This is a genomic window from Pseudomonas sp. R3-18-08, assembly GCF_003852065.1.
Lineage (GTDB): Bacteria > Pseudomonadota > Gammaproteobacteria > Pseudomonadales > Pseudomonadaceae > Aquipseudomonas.
Genome location: NZ_CP027729.1, coordinates 5,212,524 through 5,228,977, shown reverse-complemented (window position 1 = coordinate 5,228,977; position 16,454 = coordinate 5,212,524). Strand labels below are relative to the sequence as shown.

Annotated in this window: 13 protein-coding genes and 1 pseudogene; 5 read left to right on the top strand and 9 right to left on the bottom strand. The window is 61.0% G+C overall.

The window, feature by feature from the left end; all coding sequences use genetic code 11:
- Nucleotides 1–90: 90 nt before the first annotated feature.
- From C4J92_RS24120 to C4J92_RS24085, 8 genes and pseudogenes are all read right to left on the bottom strand, one after another.
- Nucleotides 91–2,013 carry a PrkA family serine protein kinase gene (locus C4J92_RS24120; protein WP_124368560.1) on the bottom strand — a complete coding sequence of 641 codons (1,923 nt, stop codon included), beginning with the start codon at nucleotides 2,011–2,013 and terminating at the stop codon, nucleotides 91–93.
- A gap of 285 nt (nucleotides 2,014–2,298) precedes the next feature.
- Nucleotides 2,299–2,627: pseudogene (glpE, locus tag C4J92_RS24115) on the bottom strand (thiosulfate sulfurtransferase GlpE).
- A gap of 9 nt (nucleotides 2,628–2,636) precedes the next feature.
- The gene (locus tag C4J92_RS24110) at nucleotides 2,637–3,488 is read right to left on the bottom strand and encodes a symmetrical bis(5'-nucleosyl)-tetraphosphatase (protein WP_124405441.1); all 852 of its coding nucleotides are present in this window, start codon (nucleotides 3,486–3,488) and stop codon (nucleotides 2,637–2,639) included.
- The gene (apaG, locus tag C4J92_RS24105) at nucleotides 3,488–3,868 is read right to left on the bottom strand and encodes a Co2+/Mg2+ efflux protein ApaG (RefSeq protein ID WP_124364650.1); all 381 of its coding nucleotides are present in this window, start codon (nucleotides 3,866–3,868) and stop codon (nucleotides 3,488–3,490) included. The genes C4J92_RS24110 and apaG overlap by 1 nt, the downstream gene beginning before the upstream one ends.
- A gap of 195 nt (nucleotides 3,869–4,063) precedes the next feature.
- Nucleotides 4,064–4,876: a 16S rRNA (adenine(1518)-N(6)/adenine(1519)-N(6))-dimethyltransferase RsmA gene (gene rsmA, locus C4J92_RS24100; RefSeq protein WP_124405440.1), complete on the bottom strand. Its 813-nt coding sequence runs from the start codon at nucleotides 4,874–4,876 to the stop codon at nucleotides 4,064–4,066.
- Nucleotides 4,873–5,862, bottom strand: a complete 990-nt coding sequence (gene pdxA / locus C4J92_RS24095) for a 4-hydroxythreonine-4-phosphate dehydrogenase PdxA (protein ID WP_124405439.1) — start codon at nucleotides 5,860–5,862, stop codon at nucleotides 4,873–4,875. Before pdxA ends, rsmA begins: the two co-directional genes overlap by 4 nt.
- On the bottom strand, nucleotides 5,859–7,193 hold the full coding sequence (locus tag C4J92_RS24090) for a peptidylprolyl isomerase (RefSeq protein WP_124365212.1): 1,335 nt from the start codon (nucleotides 7,191–7,193) through the stop codon (nucleotides 5,859–5,861). The genes pdxA and C4J92_RS24090 overlap by 4 nt, the downstream gene beginning before the upstream one ends.
- The gene (locus C4J92_RS24085) at nucleotides 7,174–9,972 is read right to left on the bottom strand and encodes an LPS-assembly protein LptD (RefSeq protein ID WP_124405438.1); all 2,799 of its coding nucleotides are present in this window, start codon (nucleotides 9,970–9,972) and stop codon (nucleotides 7,174–7,176) included. The genes C4J92_RS24090 and C4J92_RS24085 overlap by 20 nt, the downstream gene beginning before the upstream one ends.
- 130 nt (nucleotides 9,973–10,102) lie before the next feature.
- Between C4J92_RS24085 and C4J92_RS24080 the strand changes: the two genes are divergently transcribed.
- Genes C4J92_RS24080 through C4J92_RS24070 form a run of 3 tightly spaced genes read left to right on the top strand, consistent with a single transcriptional unit; the run spans nucleotide 10,103 to nucleotide 12,569 of the window.
- Nucleotides 10,103–11,128 carry an aminoglycoside phosphotransferase family protein gene (locus tag C4J92_RS24080; RefSeq protein ID WP_124405437.1) on the top strand — a complete coding sequence of 342 codons (1,026 nt, stop codon included), beginning with the start codon at nucleotides 10,103–10,105 and terminating at the stop codon, nucleotides 11,126–11,128.
- Nucleotides 11,125–11,799, top strand: coding sequence for an N-acetylmuramate alpha-1-phosphate uridylyltransferase MurU (gene murU, locus C4J92_RS24075; protein WP_124372042.1), 675 nt, complete (start codon nucleotides 11,125–11,127; stop codon nucleotides 11,797–11,799). Before C4J92_RS24080 ends, murU begins: the two co-directional genes overlap by 4 nt.
- A 2-nt stretch (nucleotides 11,800–11,801) precedes the next feature.
- A complete protein-coding gene (locus C4J92_RS24070) occupies nucleotides 11,802–12,569 on the top strand; it encodes a TerB family tellurite resistance protein (protein WP_124405436.1) in 768 nt (255 codons plus the stop codon).
- A gap of 144 nt (nucleotides 12,570–12,713) precedes the next feature.
- On the opposite strand, the gene C4J92_RS24065 is transcribed toward C4J92_RS24070, so the two are convergent.
- Nucleotides 12,714–13,688, bottom strand: a complete 975-nt coding sequence (locus C4J92_RS24065; RefSeq protein WP_124405435.1) for an alpha/beta hydrolase family protein — start codon at nucleotides 13,686–13,688, stop codon at nucleotides 12,714–12,716.
- A 77-nt stretch (nucleotides 13,689–13,765) separates the two neighbouring features.
- On the opposite strand from C4J92_RS24065, the gene C4J92_RS24060 reads away from it, so the two are divergent.
- A complete protein-coding gene (locus C4J92_RS24060) occupies nucleotides 13,766–15,760 on the top strand; it encodes a histidine kinase (RefSeq protein ID WP_124405434.1) in 1,995 nt (664 codons plus the stop codon).
- An 18-nt stretch (nucleotides 15,761–15,778) separates the two neighbouring features.
- Entirely contained in the window at nucleotides 15,779–16,408 is a 630-nt protein-coding gene (locus tag C4J92_RS24055; protein ID WP_124368550.1) for a response regulator transcription factor, read from the top strand.
- Nucleotides 16,409–16,454: the final 46 nt, after the last annotated feature.

The window sequence follows — 16,454 nt, the reverse complement described above, 5'->3', positions numbered from 1 at the left end:
CGTTACAAGCTTCAAGCCGCGAGCTGGAAGCTTAGGGACAAGCGGTCGACTGCCAGGCCGGATGCCTGGCAGTGGCCGCCTGTCGCTGCCTTACTGCGATTTGCGCACCCGCAGGTACCACTCGGAGAGCAGTCGTACCTGTTTGTCGGTGTAGCCGCGCTCGACCATTCGTGTGACGAAGTCGTTGTGTTTCTGCTGGTCCTCCTTGCTCGCCTTGGCGTTGAAGCTGATAACCGGCAGCAGATCCTCGGTGTTGGAGAACATTTTCTTCTCGATCACCACCCGCAGCTTCTCGTAGCTGAGCCAGGTTGGGTTCTTGCCGTTGTTGTTGGCGCGGGCGCGCAGCACGAAGTTGACGATTTCGTTGCGGAAATCCTTCGGATTGCTGATGCCGGCGGGTTTCTCGATTTTCTCCAGCTCCTCGTTGAGTGCCACGCGGTTGAGGATTTCGCCGGTTTCAGGGTCGCGGTATTCCTGGTCCTGAATCCAGAAGTCGGCGTACAGCACGTAGCGGTCGAAAATGTTCTGGCCGTACTCGCTGTAGGACTCCAGGTAGGCGGTCTGGATTTCCTTGCCGATGAATTCGATGTAGCGCGGCGCCAGGTATTCCTTGAGGAAGCGCAGATAGCGCTCGCGGGTTTCGGCCTGGAATTGTTCCTGTTCGATCTGCTGCTCCAGCACGTACAGCAAATGCACCGGGTTGGCGGCGATCTCGTGAGGGTCGAAGTTGAACACTTTGGACAGGATCTTGAACGCGAAACGCGTCGACAGGCCGTTCATGCCTTCATCGACGCCCGCCGTGTCGCGGTATTCCTGGATCGATTTGGCCTTGGGATCGGTATCCTTGAGGTTTTCCCCATCGTACACGCGCATTTTCGAGTAGATATTCGAGTTCTCCGGCTCCTTGAGGCGCGACAGCACGGTGAACTGGGCAAGCATTTTCAGGGTGTCGGGTGCGCAATGCGCCTTGGCCAGGGAACTGTTGAACAGCAGTTTGTCGTAGATCTTGATTTCATCGCTGACCCGCAGGCAGTAAGGCACCTTGACGATGTAGATACGGTCGATGAAGGCTTCGTTGTTCTTGTTGTTGCGGAAGGTGTGCCACTCCGATTCGTTGGAGTGAGCCAGCAGGATCCCGGTGAACGGAATCGCGCCCAGGCCTTCGGTACTGTTGTAGTTACCTTCCTGGGTGGCCGTGAGCAGTGGGTGCAGCACCTTGATCGGCGCCTTGAACATCTCCACGAATTCCATCAGGCCCTGGTTGGCCCGGCACAGCGCGCCCGAGTAGCTGTAGGCGTCGGCGTCGTTCTGTGGGAATTCTTCCAGTTTGCGGATATCGACCTTACCCACCAGTGCGGAGATGTCCTGGTTGTTTTCGTCGCCCGGTTCAGTCTTGGCGACGCCGATCTGGTTGAGGATCGACGGGTAGAGCTTGACCACGCGGAACTGGCTGATATCACCGCCGAACTCGGACAGGCGCTTGGTGGCCCAGGGCGACATGATGGTATTGAGGTAGCGCCGAGGGATGCCGAAGTCTTCTTCGAGGATCGCGCCATCTTCAGTGGCGTTGAACAGGCCCAGGGGCGACTCGAACACCGGCGAGCCCTTGATCGCGTAGAAGGGCACCTTTTCGATCAGTTGCTTGAGTTTTTCGGCCAGGGACGACTTGCCGCCGCCGACGGGGCCGAGCAGGTAGAGGATCTGTTTCTTCTCCTCCAGGCCTTGGGCAGCATGGCGGAAGTAGGAGACGATCTGGTCGATGCATTCTTCCATGCCGTGGAAGTCTTCAAAGGCCGGATAGCGGCGGATCACCTTGTTGGAGAATATTCGCGACAGCCGCGAGTTGTTGGCGGTTTCCACCAGCTGCGGCTCGCCGATTGCCAGCAGCAGGCGTTCGGCGGCAGACGCATAGGTACTGCGGTCCTGTTTGCACAGTTCGAGGTACTCTTGAAGCGTGAGTTCCTCCTCCTGTGTGGACGCGAAACGTTGTTGGAAGTGGCTAAAGATACTCATGACGTCGTCACCTCGCTCGATACGTGGAGCCGACGCCGGATCAATCAGTCGATGCTGGCAGTCATTGACGTTCGCCAATAGCTGTTTTCCCCCCAGAACACCCTGAAACGCTACCGATGACCCGCACGCCGGTGTACCGGCTCTCCCCTGATTTGGATGGCCTGCGCTTAAGGATAGTTCGGAATCGGGGAGGTCAAGGCGCGATGCGTAATTAGTTTGGCCGCGCCGTTCGTCAGAAACGGCGCAAGCCCAAGCGTCACGCGGGGTAGCGGGGTGTGAAAAAAATTATTGCGAATCGCCTGAAGATATTTCCGCAGGATAGGTCGCACGCCACAGCTCAAAGCCGCCGTCCAGGCTATAGACGTCAGAGAAGCCTTGGCTGACCAGATAGGCCGCCGCGCTCTGGCTGGAGTTGCCGTGGTAGCACGCCACGATCAGCGGCGCGTCGAGGTCAGCGGCGCGGATGAAGTCGGCGATGTTGACGTTGTCCAGATGCCGGGCGCCGGCAATGTGCGCAGCGGCATACGTAGGCTGGTCACGGATATCGACGACCACCGCGCCTTGCTCGCGCAGGGCCTGGGCTTGTTCGGGGGAATACGTTTGAATTCTGTCATGGCGGGCTCCTAGGGCTTGGCGGCGGCCGTCTGTGTATTGGATACGGGGGATTCACACTGGCAACTGATGCGCTCGCCGGTGTCGATGTTCATCAGGGTCATGGCACCACCCCACACGCAGCCGGTGTCGAGGGCGAACACGCCGGGTTCTTCGCATTTGCCTTCTAGGGCGGCCCAATGACCGAAGATGATTTTCGTGTCACGGGTTTTGCGTTCCTTGTGCGCAAACCAGGGTTTATAGCCAGGCAGCGCGGTATCGGCGCCTTCCTTGCTCTTGAGGTCCAGTCGGCCCTCGGCCGTGCAGAAGCGCATGCGTGTGAAGTAGTTGGTGATCACCCTCAGGCGGGCAACGCCGCTGAGGTCGCTGTCCCACTTCATCGGCTCGTTGCCATACATGCCGTCGAGGTAGGCGGTGTAGAGGTTGTCATCGCCCAGGGCGCTTTCGACTTCGGCTGCGCACTTGAGGGCTTTTTTCAACGTCCATTGCGGTGGGATGCCAGCATGGACCATGGCGATGTTGCGAGCCTCGTCGTAATGCATGAGCTTTTGTCGGCGCACCCACTCCAGCAACTCGGCCCGGTCCGGCGCTTCGAGGATTTCCCGCAGGGTGTCGCCTTTTTTCAGGCGCTCGATGTTGTGGCCGGCCGCGAGCAGGTGCAGGTCATGGTTGCCCAGCACGCAGACCAGCGAATCACGCAGGTTATAGAGGTAGCGCAAGGTTTCCAGGGACTGCGGACCACGGTTGACCAGATCGCCGACCAGCCACAGGCGATCGGTTGCGGGGTCGAACGTGACGCGTTCGAGCAGGCACTTGAGGGGCTCCAGGCAGCCTTGCAGGTCACCGACCGCATACGTTGCCATCAGTGCAGGGCTCCGGGTACGGCGAGGCGGAACGGCTTGATGATCGCGTCGAACAGCTTGCCGTCGGTCGCTTTCATTTGATAGGTGCCTTGCATGGTGCCGACTTTGGAGGTCATCACCGTGCCGCTGCTGTAGGTATGGCTGGCGCCGATGTCGATCAACGGTTGTTGGCCGACAACACCCGCGCCGCGTACTTCTTCGACCTGACCATCACCGTCGGTGATCACCCAATGGCGCGACAGCAGCTTGGCCGGCACCAGCCCGTTGTTTTTCACCGTGATGGTGTAGGCAAAGGCAAAGCGGTTGTGTTCAGGTTGCGATTGGTCCGCCAGGAAGCGGGTAACGACGCTGACGTCGATCTGGTAGCGAGGATCGGACATGCAAGAGGCCTTAAAAGCAGATGCGCAGGACAGCTGATGCGGGCCAGTCTAGGCCAAGAGGTGGGCACTAGGCCAGATATGTGATCCAAATGTGGGAGGGGGCTTGCTCCCGATAGCGGTGTGTCAGTTGAAATTTATCCACTGATACTCCCCTATCGGGAGCAAGCCCCCTCCCACATTGGATCGCGTTGAACCTTACCCTTCTGTCGGAGCAGGCTGAATCGCCAGCTGGTCGGCCAGGCGCACGAACGCGGCCAGGTCCAGTTGCTCTGGACGCAGGCTGCCGTCGACGCCGGCCGCTTCGATTTCGGCGTTGCTCAACAGCGCCTTGAGCGTGTTGCGCAGGGTCTTGCGGCGTTGGTTGAACGCTTCACGCACGACGCGCTCAAGCAATTTGTGGTCCTTGGCCGGGTGCGGCAGCACGGCATGCGGCACCAGGCGCACGATGGCCGAGTCGACCTTCGGCGGCGGGTTGAATGCGCCCGGGCCAACGTTGAACAGATGTTCGACACGGCAATGGTACTGGACCATGATCGACAGCCGGCCCCAATCACCACCACCCGGCCCGGCGGCCAGGCGCTCCACCACTTCTTTTTGCAGCATGAAGTGCATGTCGCGGATGATTCCGGCGTTGTTTAGCAGGTGGAAAATCAGCGGGGTGGAGATGTTGTACGGCAGGTTACCGACCACACGCAGGCTGTTGGGCGCAGCGTTGAGCGTATTGAAGTCGAACTTCAGCGCATCGCCCTGATGCAGATTGAAGTTGGGCTTGTCGGCAAACTGCTGGTTGAGAATCGGGATCAGGTCCTTGTCCAGCTCTACCACGTCCAGTTGGCCGCCACTGGCCAGCAGGCCCTGGGTCAATGCGCCCTGGCCTGGGCCGATTTCCAGCAGGCGGTCGCAAGATTTGGCGTGGATGGAGCGCAGGATGCGGTCAATTACGCCAGCGTCGTGCAGGAAGTTTTGCCCGAAGCGCTTGCGCGCCCGGTGTTGGTAATGCTCAGTCATATACGGGTCTCGGCCATCTGATAGGCGGTTTCCAGGGCCACGTGCAGGCTGCCGGTATCGATCTTGCCGCTGCCTGCCAGGTCCAGGGCAGTGCCATGGTCGACGGAGGTGCGGATGATCGGCAGGCCCAGTGTCACGTTGACTGCGGCGCCGAAGCCTTTGTATTTCAGCACGGGCAGCCCCTGGTCATGGTACATCGCCAGCACTGCGTCGCAGTGCTCCAGATATTTGGGGGTAAACAGAGTGTCGGCAGGCAATGGGCCGCGCAGGTCCATGCCTTCTTGGCGCAGACGCTCTAATGTCGGTTCAATGATGTCGATTTCTTCACGGCCCAAATGCCCGCCTTCACCGGCGTGGGGGTTGAGCCCACAGACCAGGATACGCGGTTGGGCAATGCCGAATTTGTGTTGAAGGTCGGCGTGCAGGATGCGTGTGACGCGTTCTATGCGCTCGGCGGTGATGGCGTCGGCGATGTCGCGCAGCGGCAGGTGCGTGGTGACCAGCGCGACGCGAAGGCCCCGGGTGGCCAGCATCATCACGACTTGTTCGGTGTGTGTGAGTTCGGCCAGGAATTCGGTATGGCCGGAAAAGGCGATACCGGATTCGTTGATCACGCCTTTATGGACGGGCGCGGTGATCATGCCGGCGAAGTCGCCGTCGATGCAGCCTTGGCCGGCGCGGGTCAGGGTTTCCAGTACGAAGGCCGCATTGGCCTTGTCCAGTTGCCCGGCGATTACCTTGGCTTGCAGGGGCGTGTCCCACACATACAGGCTGCCCGCCGGCGCCGGCAGGTCGGGCCAGTTGCCCGGTGCGACGCTCAGCAGGTTGACAGCCACACCCAGTTGCGCGGCCCGCTCAAGGAGCAGGTCGCGGCTGGTGATGGCAATCAGGGGGTGTGGCTGGGGTTGCGAGGCGAGCAGCAGGCACAGGTCTGGACCAATGCCGGCCGGCTCGCCGGGTGTTACCGCGAAACGCTGGGGTTTCACTGGGTTGCCTGGTCGGTGCCTGTTTGCTCGGCGCCTGGCAGCTTGTTTTCTACGTAGGCTTCGTCACGGATCTGACGCAACCAGGTTTGCAGCTCTTCGTCGTACTTGCGGTTACGCAGTACGGTCAGGGCTTGCTGTTCGCGGGCCTGGTTGGTGTTGTCGGTGGCGCGACGGCCAAGGACTTCCAGCACATGCCAGCCGTATTGGGTCTTGAACGGCTTGGACAGTACGCCTTGCGGAGTATCGGCCATCACCTGCTGGAACTCGGGCACCAGGGCTTTCGGGTCGATCCAGTTCAGGTCGCCGCCGTTGAGGGCAGAACCCGGGTCTTCCGAAAAGCTCTTGGCCAGGGTGGCGAAGTCTTCACCGCTTTCGATGCGGTCATAGATCTTCTGGGCCAGTTCCTTGGTTTGTGCCTCGGTACGGATTTCGCTTGGTTTGACCAGAATGTGACGAACGTGCACTTCGTCTTTCAGCGAGGTCTCGCCGCCGCGCTTGGCCAGCAGCTTGAGGATGATGAAGCCGCCCGGAGTACGTGCCGGTTGGGTAATGTCACCCACGTTCATCGCACTCAGCTCGCGGTCGAACGGCGGTGGTAGTTGAGCGGCTTTACGCCAGCCCATGTCACCACCGTCGAGCGCATTGTCGCTGCCGGACTGGGCAATCGCCATCTGGGCGAAATCAGCGCCGGCCTTGAGGCGATCATAGATAGCCTGGGTTTTGGCTGCAGCCGCATTGAGCTGCTCGGCGTTGGCGCTGTCGGGCGTTGGGATGAGGATATTGGCCAGGTGCAGCTCTTCGGAGAGCTGCATCTTGCCCAGGTCCGAGGCCAGGAAGTTTTTCACTTCCTGCTCCGACACCTGCACCCGTTCGGCTACGCGACGCTGGCGTACACGGCTGATGATCATTTCACGCTTGATCTGGTCACGCGCGTCCTCATAGGACAGGCCGTCGTGGGCCAGGGCCGCGCGGAACTGATCGATGCTCATGTTGTTGCGCTGGGCGATGGTGCCGACGGCCTGATTCAGCTCTTCGTCGGAAATACGAATGCCGGAGCGCTCGCCGATCTGCAGTTGCAGGTTTTCCACGATCAGGCGTTCCAGCACCTGGGGTTCCAGGACGCTGGTCGGCGGTACACCACCGCCACGCTTGGCGATGGTTTGCTGAACTTCCTTGACCCGTTGGTCCAGTTGGCTCTGCATGATCACGTCGTTATCGACGATGGCTGCGACCTTATCCAGCTGTTGCACCGCGGCATGCGCCGAGGCGGCACCCAGGAACAGCGCGCCCAGCACGAGCGGGCGCAAGCACTCAGAAAGCTTTGTCTTCACGTTCACGATAACCTTCAATGCCTTTGTCGAGGAAGCTCTCTACCTTGGCGCCGGTCAGGCCGCCGAGTCCTTTGAGGACAATTTGGAAGAAGAGCCCGTGGTCACCCTTTTCGTTGAGAGGGGCGATCTGGCTGTATTCGTCGTTGGAAACCCAGTAGCGGTTGATGACGCGCAGTTTCCAGCAGCAGTTGTCGTACTCGAAACCGCCGAAGGCTTCCAAGGTACGGTTGCGGGCGTAGTCATACTGCCAGCGGGTGATCAGGTTCCACTGCGGAATGATCGGCCACATCATCGAGAAGTCGTGTTGCTGGATTTTGTAGTAGTCCTTGATGAAGTTCGGGTTGCCTTCGCTGCCATAGTCACCACCAAATTGCCATTTGCCGGTCAACTGGTTGTAGACGACCTGGTCATTACGGTAGCGATAGCCGACGTTGATTACCTTATTCGGGTTGTCTTCCGGCTGGTAGTGGAACATCGCGCTGCCGGAGCGTGGGCTGTGGCTGGTAGGGTCCCAGTTGTAGTCGGCCGTCGCACGCCAATCTCGGTTGAAGCGGAAAGAGTAATCCAAGGCGATCGGCGACACGTCTTCATGTGCATCATCACGGGTTGTCGCGTCTACACCTGGCAATTGTACTTCGCGGTCTTTGAAGTACACAGCCTGGCCGATACTGATACGTTGACGCTCAAGGCCGTCGTCTTGAATCCAGCGGCTGGTCAGGCCCAGCGACAGTTTGTTTTCGTCGCCGATACGGTCGCCGCCGGTGAAGCGGTTGTCACGGAACAACGAGTCGAAACTGAATGGAGTTTCGCTAGTGTCAAACACCGGGATATTTTTCTGATCTTTCTCTGGTACATAGAGATAGAACAAACGTGGTTCCAGGGTTTGCTGGTAATTACGACCAAACCATTGGGTATTACGGTCAAAGAAGAGGCCGCTATCGATACTGGCAATGGGGACGGAGCGATTTTGAGAACTATTGAACGTCTCGCCCAGAGCCGACGCGCCTAGTCTATTGACTACCAGGTCATTCTTGCCGGTGTTATCCAGGTCAAGGTCGTATTTGGTATAGACATACTTGAGCTTCGGTGTAATGAAACCGTAGGTCCAATTCAGCGGCAGGGAGACGCTCGGTGCTGCACTCAGGCGAGTACCGTTGGCACGGCTCAACCCGAGGACGTTGTTGTCCAGACGAGAGGAAATTGCTCCGTCCTTGTCAGTGTAAGAGCCGTTCTGAAGATCTCGGTCGAACCGCACCGCTTCTGTTTCGTAAGCGAGGTCCAGCCCGCCAGGATGGTAAGGCAGCGCACCGTTGAAAGTGATCTGTGGCAAGCGGTCGTATGGGGTGAACTCCGATACCGTCGCCAGTTGGTACGCCTGAACGTTCAAGCGAGCCTGGTACGTATCACCGCGGTAAGTCAGGGAACCCTGCTGGTTGACGAAGTCGCGACTCTCTACGCCTTCTTCGTAGGACTTCAGGTCCTGGAAGTAGTAAGGATCGCTGATTTTGGTGTAATCAACCAGTGACGTCAGCCGCGAATCCAAGCCACCTTTATGCTGCCAATTGAGCATATAGCGGGTTTTTTCGGAGTCGGTCTGGTTCTTGCGCTCATCGTTGTCGTCGTTGAGGTACGCCCCACCAAACTGCCCTTCGCTGGACTTGGTGAGGTAGCGGAATTCGCCTTCCATCAACATGCCGCGCTTGGTCATGTATTGCGGGTACAACGTGGCGTCGTAGTTCGGTGCCAGGTTGAAGTAGTACGGCGTCACCAGCGTAAAGCCAGTTTCACTGCCGGTGCTGAAGCTCGGCGGCAGGAAGCCGGACTGACGACGGTCGTCAATCGGGAAATAGATGTAAGGGGTGTACAGGATCGGGATGTTCTTGACCCGCAACGTCGCGTTGGTGGCCGTACCGAAACCGGTGGCCGGGTTCAACGTGATGTTGTTGCCCTTGAGCTGCCAGGCGTTGCTGTCCGGCTCGCAGGTGGTGTACGTACCGTCCTTGAGACGGATGATCGCGTTCTCGGCACGCTTGGCATAGAGCGCGTTACCGCGGATACGCGACTTGTGCATCACGTATTCGGCGTTGTCGATCTGGGCCGCGCCAGTATCGAGCTGGACCTGGGCATGGTCGCCCACGATCAGCGCGCCGTTGTCGCGCAGGCGCACGTTGCCGTTCAGCTCGCCACGGTTCTCGGCCTGATACAGGCTGGCTTCCTCGGATTCCAGCTGCATGCTGCCCTGGCGCATGACGACGTCACCGGCCAGTGTCGCGACCTGCTGTTCCTGCTCGTAACGAGAGGCTTTGGCACCGATGAAGGTCGGCGCATCGCCCTTGTCCGTCTTGTCGTTCATGCCAGGACGAGTCGGCTCGATGTAGGCACCGCCGCAGTAAGGGCCGGTTTCGGCCAGCTGCGCTGCGGTCAGCTTCTCGCGAGGCACCCAGTCCAGGTGGCTGTAGTCTTTGCTGCGCGAACGCAGCCCACGGCCCTTGGCTTCGGTGACCAGCATGGTCTTGGGCTCGGCGTCGACGCTGCCGCCAGCCTCGCCTTGCGGCGTGCTGTTGGCCGAGCTGACGGCAGAGCCGTCATGCACCGGGCGCGGTGGCAATGGGGCGGCGGCGGTTTTCGGCGCGCAATCCCAGGCACCCGAAGCAGAGACTGAGCAGTCATACTGTTCCGCGGCGACCACGAATGAGGTGGCGAAGGGTTGCAAGGCCAGCAGACTGCCGGTTACCAGCAACGGAAATTTTCTACGAAACGCGGGGGATTTCAATGCCATCTTATTAGTCCGGGCTTCCTGCGTGCCATCTGCCCGCGGTTTGGGCCGCACGCCTCTCGATGGTCTGAAAAAGATGCGTGATAATAAAGCATGCCCCGCTTGACGGCTAGCGCCGTCGGAGACCCTTGTAATGCCCGAGCACGATCTACGTTTACAACAGCTGGAAGTCTGGCTGGATGAGCAGTTGCCGATCCTCTTCAACGCCCAGGACTGGGGTGCCGTACCCCCGGCCACATTGACTGCGGCCAGCAGCGACGCGAGTTTCAGGCGTTACTTCCGCTGGGAGGGTGGGGCGCATACATTCGTCGTGATGGATGCGCCACCGCCCCAGGAAAACTGCAAACCTTTCGTCGATATCGCGCATTTGCTCGCGAAATCGGGAATTAATGTGCCAAAAATTTATGCGGAAGATTTGCCGCGTGGCTTTCTTTTGCTCAATGACCTGGGCCGAAACACCTACCTGGACGTGATTGACGAACAAAACGCCGATCAATTGTTCGCCGACGCCATCGACGCGTTGCTGGCATTCCAGCAGTTGCCCATGGACGCGCCGTTGCCCAGCTATGACGTGGCGTTGCTGCGCCGCGAGCTCGAATTGTTTCCTGAATGGTACATACGCCGGCACTTGGGTATCGAGCTGGATACCCAGCAGCAATCCCTCTGGCAGCGCGCCAGCGAACGGCTGATCGACAGCGCCCTGGCGCAGCCCAAAGTGCTGGTGCACCGCGACTATATGCCGCGCAACCTGATGATCAGCGAGCCCAGCCCCGGCGTGCTGGATTTCCAGGACGCGGTCTACGGCCCGGTGACCTACGACATTACCTGCCTGTTCAAGGACGCCTTCCTCAGTTGGCCCCAGGCTCGCGTGCGGGAGTGGCAGCGTGGCTATTGGGAGCGCGCCGGAAAGTTGGGGATCCCCGTGCAGGCCGAGTTTGAAGAATTCCTGCGCGCCAGCGACCTGATGGGCGTGCAGCGTCACCTCAAGGTCATCGGTATCTTCTCGCGGATTTGCCACCGTGATGGCAAGCCACGCTACCTGGCGGATGTGCCGCGCTTCTTTGCCTATATAGAAGCGGTGCTCGCCGACCGACCGGAGTTGAGTGACCTCGGCGAGCTGCTCGCCAGCCTGCGCCAACCGGCCGAGGCCTGCGTATGAAAGCGATGATCCTGGCGGCCGGCAAGGGTGAGCGCATGCGCCCGCTGACGCTGCATACGCCCAAGCCGCTGGTGCAGGCGGGCGGCAAGCGGCTGATCGAGTATCACCTTGAAGCGCTGGCCAAGGCCGGCTTCACCGAGATCGTGATCAACCATGCCTGGCTCGGCGAACAGATCGAAAGCTACCTGGGCGACGGTGCCCAATTCGGCCTGCGTATCCGCTATTCGGCCGAAGGCGAGCCGCTGGAAACCGGCGGCGGGATCTTCAAGGCGTTGCCGTTGCTGGGGGATGCGCCGTTTCTGGTGGTCAACGGTGATATCTGGACCGACTACGACTTCAGCCAGTTGAAGCGACCGCTCCAGGGCCTGGCCCACCTGGTGATGGTCGACAACCCGGCACATCATCCGTCCGGTGGCGACTTCTACTTGAACGACGGGTTGCTTCATGATGCGGCGCCCGGTGCCGATAACCTGACCTTCAGTGGCATTTCCGTGCTCGACCCCCAGTTGTTCGCGGGCTGCAGTGCGGGTGCCTTCAAGCTGGCGCCGCTGTTGCGGGCGGCGATGGACAAAGGTCTGGTAACGGGTGAACACATGAAGGGACGCTGGGTTGATGTCGGAACGCTTGAGCGTCTGGCGCAGGTCGAAACCTTGCTGACAGCGGGGCCGTAGGGATGTTGTGGCCAGGGACGCTGATCGGCGCCGGGGCTGGCTTTGCGATTGCCAGTATTCCGGGGGCTTTGTTGGGTGCATTGCTGGGACAGGCGCTGGACCGGCGCCTGCAGTTGCGCAGCTGGGCGCAGTTGCGCGAACGCCTTGGCGGGCGCCCCGCGTTGCGCAACGACGAATTGTTGTTCGTGCTGTTGGGGCGCCTGGCCAAAAGTAACGGCCGGATAGTGGACGGGCATATCCAGCAGGCGCGCCAGGAAATGCGCACACTGGAGATGACCGAGTCGGCCCAGCGCCGAGCCATCCTGGCGTTTAATCGTGGCAAGTCCGGCAGCGACCGGGTGCGCAGTTATCTGCGCGTGCTCAAGGCGCAACCCCATGCCGCCGAGGGCGTTTTACGTGCCTGCTGGCGCATGGCCTGGGCGGACGGCCGGGCGGATGATGCCGAGCGCGACTTGATCGAGCTGTGGGGTAAATGGCTGGGCTGGACGCCGCAACAGGTCCGGGCCCTGGCGTCCGATTACACGCCGGCGCGCAAGCCATTGGTCAATCGTAGCGGGGCTTATCAGGACGCGTTGCGGCTTCTGGGGGTGACGGCCACCGCCGAGCCTTCGGTGATCAAGCGGGCCTATCGCCGCCTGCTCAGCCGCCACCACCCGGACAAGATCGCCGGCAGTGGCGCCAGCCCCGCGCAGGTGCGCGAGGCGACCGAGCGAACCCGTGAGCTGCATAACGCCTATGCGTTGATTCGCGAGCGGCGGGACTTTCGCTGAGGCGATTGCCCTGACTGCGGTCAAATGTGGGAGGGGGCTTGCTCCCGATAGCGGTCTGTCAGTTAAAAATGTGCTAACTGGCACGCCGCCATCGGGGGCAAGCCCCCTCCCACATTGGTTTGGTGACATTCGCTAAATCTGTGTTCAGCCTTTGTCGGCCTGCGGGCTCAACCAGCCGCGAACGCGCCGGTACAACTGTTCTTGCTCGGCGGCGTCGTTGCCGGGCAAGGCCTTGAGTTGCACCTGCTTGTAGCCGTCATTCTTGCCGCGTTTGGCCGCCTGGATTCGTGCCAATGCGTTTTTGCCGTCCTGGGCGCCGTCTTGATAGAACACATCCGCCGTAGGTACTTTCAACGCCGGCGCCAATTGCTGCAGGTCCGGTTGACGCGCGGCGGGTGTCTTTCCGGCCACCATCACCAGCTTCTGTACCTGGGCAGGCTGTTTCTCGCTCAGATAACGCGCGGCCCACCATGCGCCGGTGCCATGACCGAGCAATACCACACTGCGGGCGCCCTGGGTCTGGGCGAACGCGACGGCGGCGTCGATCCGGTCGAAGATGCGTTTGGCATCGGTCTTGTCCTGTTCATCCGCGCCCGGTACCACCGCCGGGTCAGTGCCTTCGGCTTCTGCGCTGGCGGCCTGTTCGACCGGCTTGGCGACCGTGCTGCCGTCTTTGCTGCTGGTGTCGACCGCCGCTTTGGGCGGTTCGATGACGCGTGGCGGCAGGGTGTCCAGATTGACGTCCGGCAATGACAGGCTGAGGGTGCCCCAGGCAGCGTTCGGCAATTTACTGCGCAGCGGGCCGATTGCTTGCGGCCAGTCAGCATTTTCGCCGGCGCCTGGCACGATAATCACCACGCCCTGGGGTTCGGCGCTGTTGGCGGGCTTCCACAGGGCCAGGAACGTATCGCTGCCGGCCTGCAATTGTTGTTGTTCCTGTTGCGCGACCTGGCGTTCGAGCGCGCTGGCTTCTGCCTGGCTGCGCTCGGCCAAGGGCTGGCGCTCGACAGGGGTTTCGGCGGCGGGCGCTGGCGCGTCGGCGGCCTGGACAGAAAAGGCGCTGGTAAATAGCAGCGACAGGCACAATGCTGGCAGTGCCGAACGGTTTCGAGGTGGCATCGTTAAATCCCGGCCAGAAATGATTCCAGCAGCCTAATGGGTTGATCAGTATTTGTCAGTGATGTGAGACGTGGATCATGGGTTTTCGCTTCCTGCTGGTTATCGGCTGTCTGTGGGTTGCCTTGATGGCGAACGCCGCGCCGGCACCCGCCACACCCCAGGCGCAACTGAATGCGCAGCAGCGCGCATGGCTGGCGCTGCACCCGCAATTGCGCGTGGGCTTGGTACTGCAGGCGCCTTATGCACAATACGACCGACGGCTGCAGCGCTTGTCCGGGGCCAATGTCGAGTTGATGCAGTGGCTGGCCAAGGCGCTGGGCATCGAGCTGACCTGGCGTAACTTTCCCGATCAGGAACAGTTGGAAGCTGCCGTGCGTGACGGCGAGGTGGATATCGCTCCCGGCCTGCAGCAAACCCCGGCCGGTTTGCGCCTGTGGTTGTTCAGCGACCCTTATATGCGGGTGCCTCAGCATATCGTCGGCATTCGCGAAGGCGGCGGCGCGGTGGAGCTGGAAAAACTCGACGCACACGCGCGCATCGCTGTGCGCATGCCCAGCGCGGTGGCCGACTACCTGCGCAGTACGTATCCCAACCTCAACCTGCAAGGCGTGCCCATGGAACGCCAGGCCCTGCAGTTACTGGTGAGCCAGCAGGCGCGCTATGCGGTGGTGGATGAGGCGCAACTGAGCCGGTTGGCCGGCGAGGCGGAGTTTGCCGGGCTGGCGGTGGTCGGCGATATCGGCCTGCCGCAGTTGCTGCGGGTGGCCACGCGGCATGAATGGCCGGAACTGGCGGGCATCATGCAAAGTGCCTTGCGGGCGATACCCGCCCGCGACCTCGACCAGTTGCACAACCGCTGGCTGCAACCCCAGTACCCGCGTTTTTCCGAATCAATGGGCTTGTGGAAAAACCTCAGCGTGTTGCTGGGCCTGTTGCTGCTCGCCAGCCTCGCGGCAGTACTCTGGCAGCGCCGCCAGCAGCGCAGCCTGGAGCACGCGCTGCTGGCGGCGCGGGAGGAAAGCGCAGCGCGTGCCGCCGGTGCTGAAGCCTTGCGGCTGACGCAGTTTTCCATCGATCAAAGTACGGTCGGCATCCTGTGGGTCAATTGGGACAGCCATGTGCGGTATGCCAACCGCGCCGCCGAAAGCATGCTCGGCTATGGCTCTGGCGCGTTGATCGAACGGCCGCTGATCGATCTTGACCCGGCCTTGAGCATGGACCGCTGGCTCAACCTGTGGAAACGCGCGCGTGCCAGCGAGGACGGCGCCCAGACCTTCGCCACCGATTGCCTGCGCGCTGACGGCAGCATCCTGCCCGCCGATGTGTCCTTGAGCTTTCTGCGCTTTGCCGACGGCGAGTACCTGGTGGTGTACCTGACGGACGTCACCGAGCGCCGCCGCTATGTGGCCGCCTTGCTGCAAAGCGAGGCGCAGTTGCGCGAATTGTCAGCCCACCTGGAAACGGTGCGCGAAGAAGAAAAGGCGCGTATCGCCCGCGAGGTTCACGACGAACTCGGGCAGATGCTCACCGTGCTCAAGCTGGAAACCTCGATGTGTGAATTGGCCTATGCACAGCTCGATCCGGGCCTCAACGAGCGCTTGAACAGTATGAAGCGCCTGATCGCCCAGCTCTTCCAACTGGTGCGGGATGTGGCAACCGCGCTGCGCCCGCCGATTCTCGACGCCGGCATTGCTTCGGCCATCGAATGGCAGGCGCGACGTTTCGAAGCGCGCACGCAGATTCCCTGCCTGGTCAAAGTCCCGGAAAACGTGCCGGTGCTGAGCGATGCCAAGGCCATCGGCCTGTTTCGCATTCTGCAGGAGGCCCTGACCAATGTGATGCGCCATGCCCAGGCGCATACTGTAGAACTCACACTGGAGGTGGACGGCCCGCACCTGCGGCTGACCATCAGCGATGACGGTATCGGCTTCGTGCAGGCCCAAGGGCGGCCGGTATCGTTCGGCCTGGTCGGCATGCGCGAGCGGGTGCTGATCATGGGCGGGCAGTTGTCCCTGGTCAGTGAGTTGGGGGAGGGCACCACCCTGAGCGTCACGGTGCCGTTGAATGCATGACACTAAAAGGAAATTCCCGTGATCCGCGTACTGGTAGCCGAAGACCACACCATTGTTCGTGAAGGCATCAAGCAATTGATCGGCCTGGCCAAAGACCTGCTGGTGGTGGGTGAAGCGAGCAATGGCGAGCAGTTGCTGGAGACGCTGCGTCATGTGCCCTGCGAGGTGGTATTGCTGGATATCTCCATGCCCGGTGTGAATGGCCTGGAAGCCATCGCGCGCATTCGTGCGCTGAATAACCCGCCGGCAATCCTGGTGCTGTCCATGCACGATGAAGCGCAAATGGCCGCCCGTGCCCTCAAGGTTGGCGCGGCCGGTTATGCCACCAAGGACAGCGACCCGGCGCTGCTGCTGATGGCGATTCGCAAGGTCGCGGCGGGCGGGCGTTATATCGACCCGGACTTGGCCGACCGCATGGTTTTCGAAGTCGGCCTGACGGACTCACGCCCCTTGCATTCGCTGTTATCGGAGCGCGAGTTCTCGGTGTTCGAACGCCTGGCCCAGGGCGCCAACGTGAATGACATCGCCGTGCAACTGGCCCTGAGCAGCAAAACCATCAGCACCCACAAGGCGCGCTTGATGCAAAAGCTGCATATCACCTCCCTGGCCGAGCTGGTGAAATACGCCATGGAACACAAGCTGCTGTAGCGGCGTATCCATTAACGACACCGCGCAAGCGCCGCCCAGCGAAGGC

Excerpts from the sequence above, each read along its gene's own strand:
- C4J92_RS24070 (WP_124405436.1), top strand. The coding sequence starts at position 11,802 with ATGTTGTGGCCAGGGACGCTGATCGGCGCCGGGGCTGGCTTTGCGATT.
- C4J92_RS24110 (WP_124405441.1), bottom strand. The coding sequence starts at position 3,488 with ATGGCAACGTATGCGGTCGGTGACCTGCAAGGCTGCCTGGAGCCCCTC.
- apaG (WP_124364650.1), bottom strand. The coding sequence starts at position 3,868 with ATGTCCGATCCTCGCTACCAGATCGACGTCAGCGTCGTTACCCGCTTC.
- C4J92_RS24060 (WP_124405434.1), top strand. The coding sequence starts at position 13,766 with ATGGGTTTTCGCTTCCTGCTGGTTATCGGCTGTCTGTGGGTTGCCTTG.
- rsmA (WP_124405440.1), bottom strand. The coding sequence starts at position 4,876 with ATGACTGAGCATTACCAACACCGGGCGCGCAAGCGCTTCGGGCAAAAC.
- C4J92_RS24120 (WP_124368560.1), bottom strand. The coding sequence starts at position 2,013 with ATGAGTATCTTTAGCCACTTCCAACAACGTTTCGCGTCCACACAGGAG.
- C4J92_RS24080 (WP_124405437.1), top strand. The coding sequence starts at position 10,103 with ATGCCCGAGCACGATCTACGTTTACAACAGCTGGAAGTCTGGCTGGAT.
- C4J92_RS24085 (WP_124405438.1), bottom strand. The coding sequence starts at position 9,972 with ATGGCATTGAAATCCCCCGCGTTTCGTAGAAAATTTCCGTTGCTGGTA.
- C4J92_RS24065 (WP_124405435.1), bottom strand. The coding sequence starts at position 13,688 with ATGCCACCTCGAAACCGTTCGGCACTGCCAGCATTGTGCCTGTCGCTG.
- murU (WP_124372042.1), top strand. The coding sequence starts at position 11,125 with ATGAAAGCGATGATCCTGGCGGCCGGCAAGGGTGAGCGCATGCGCCCG.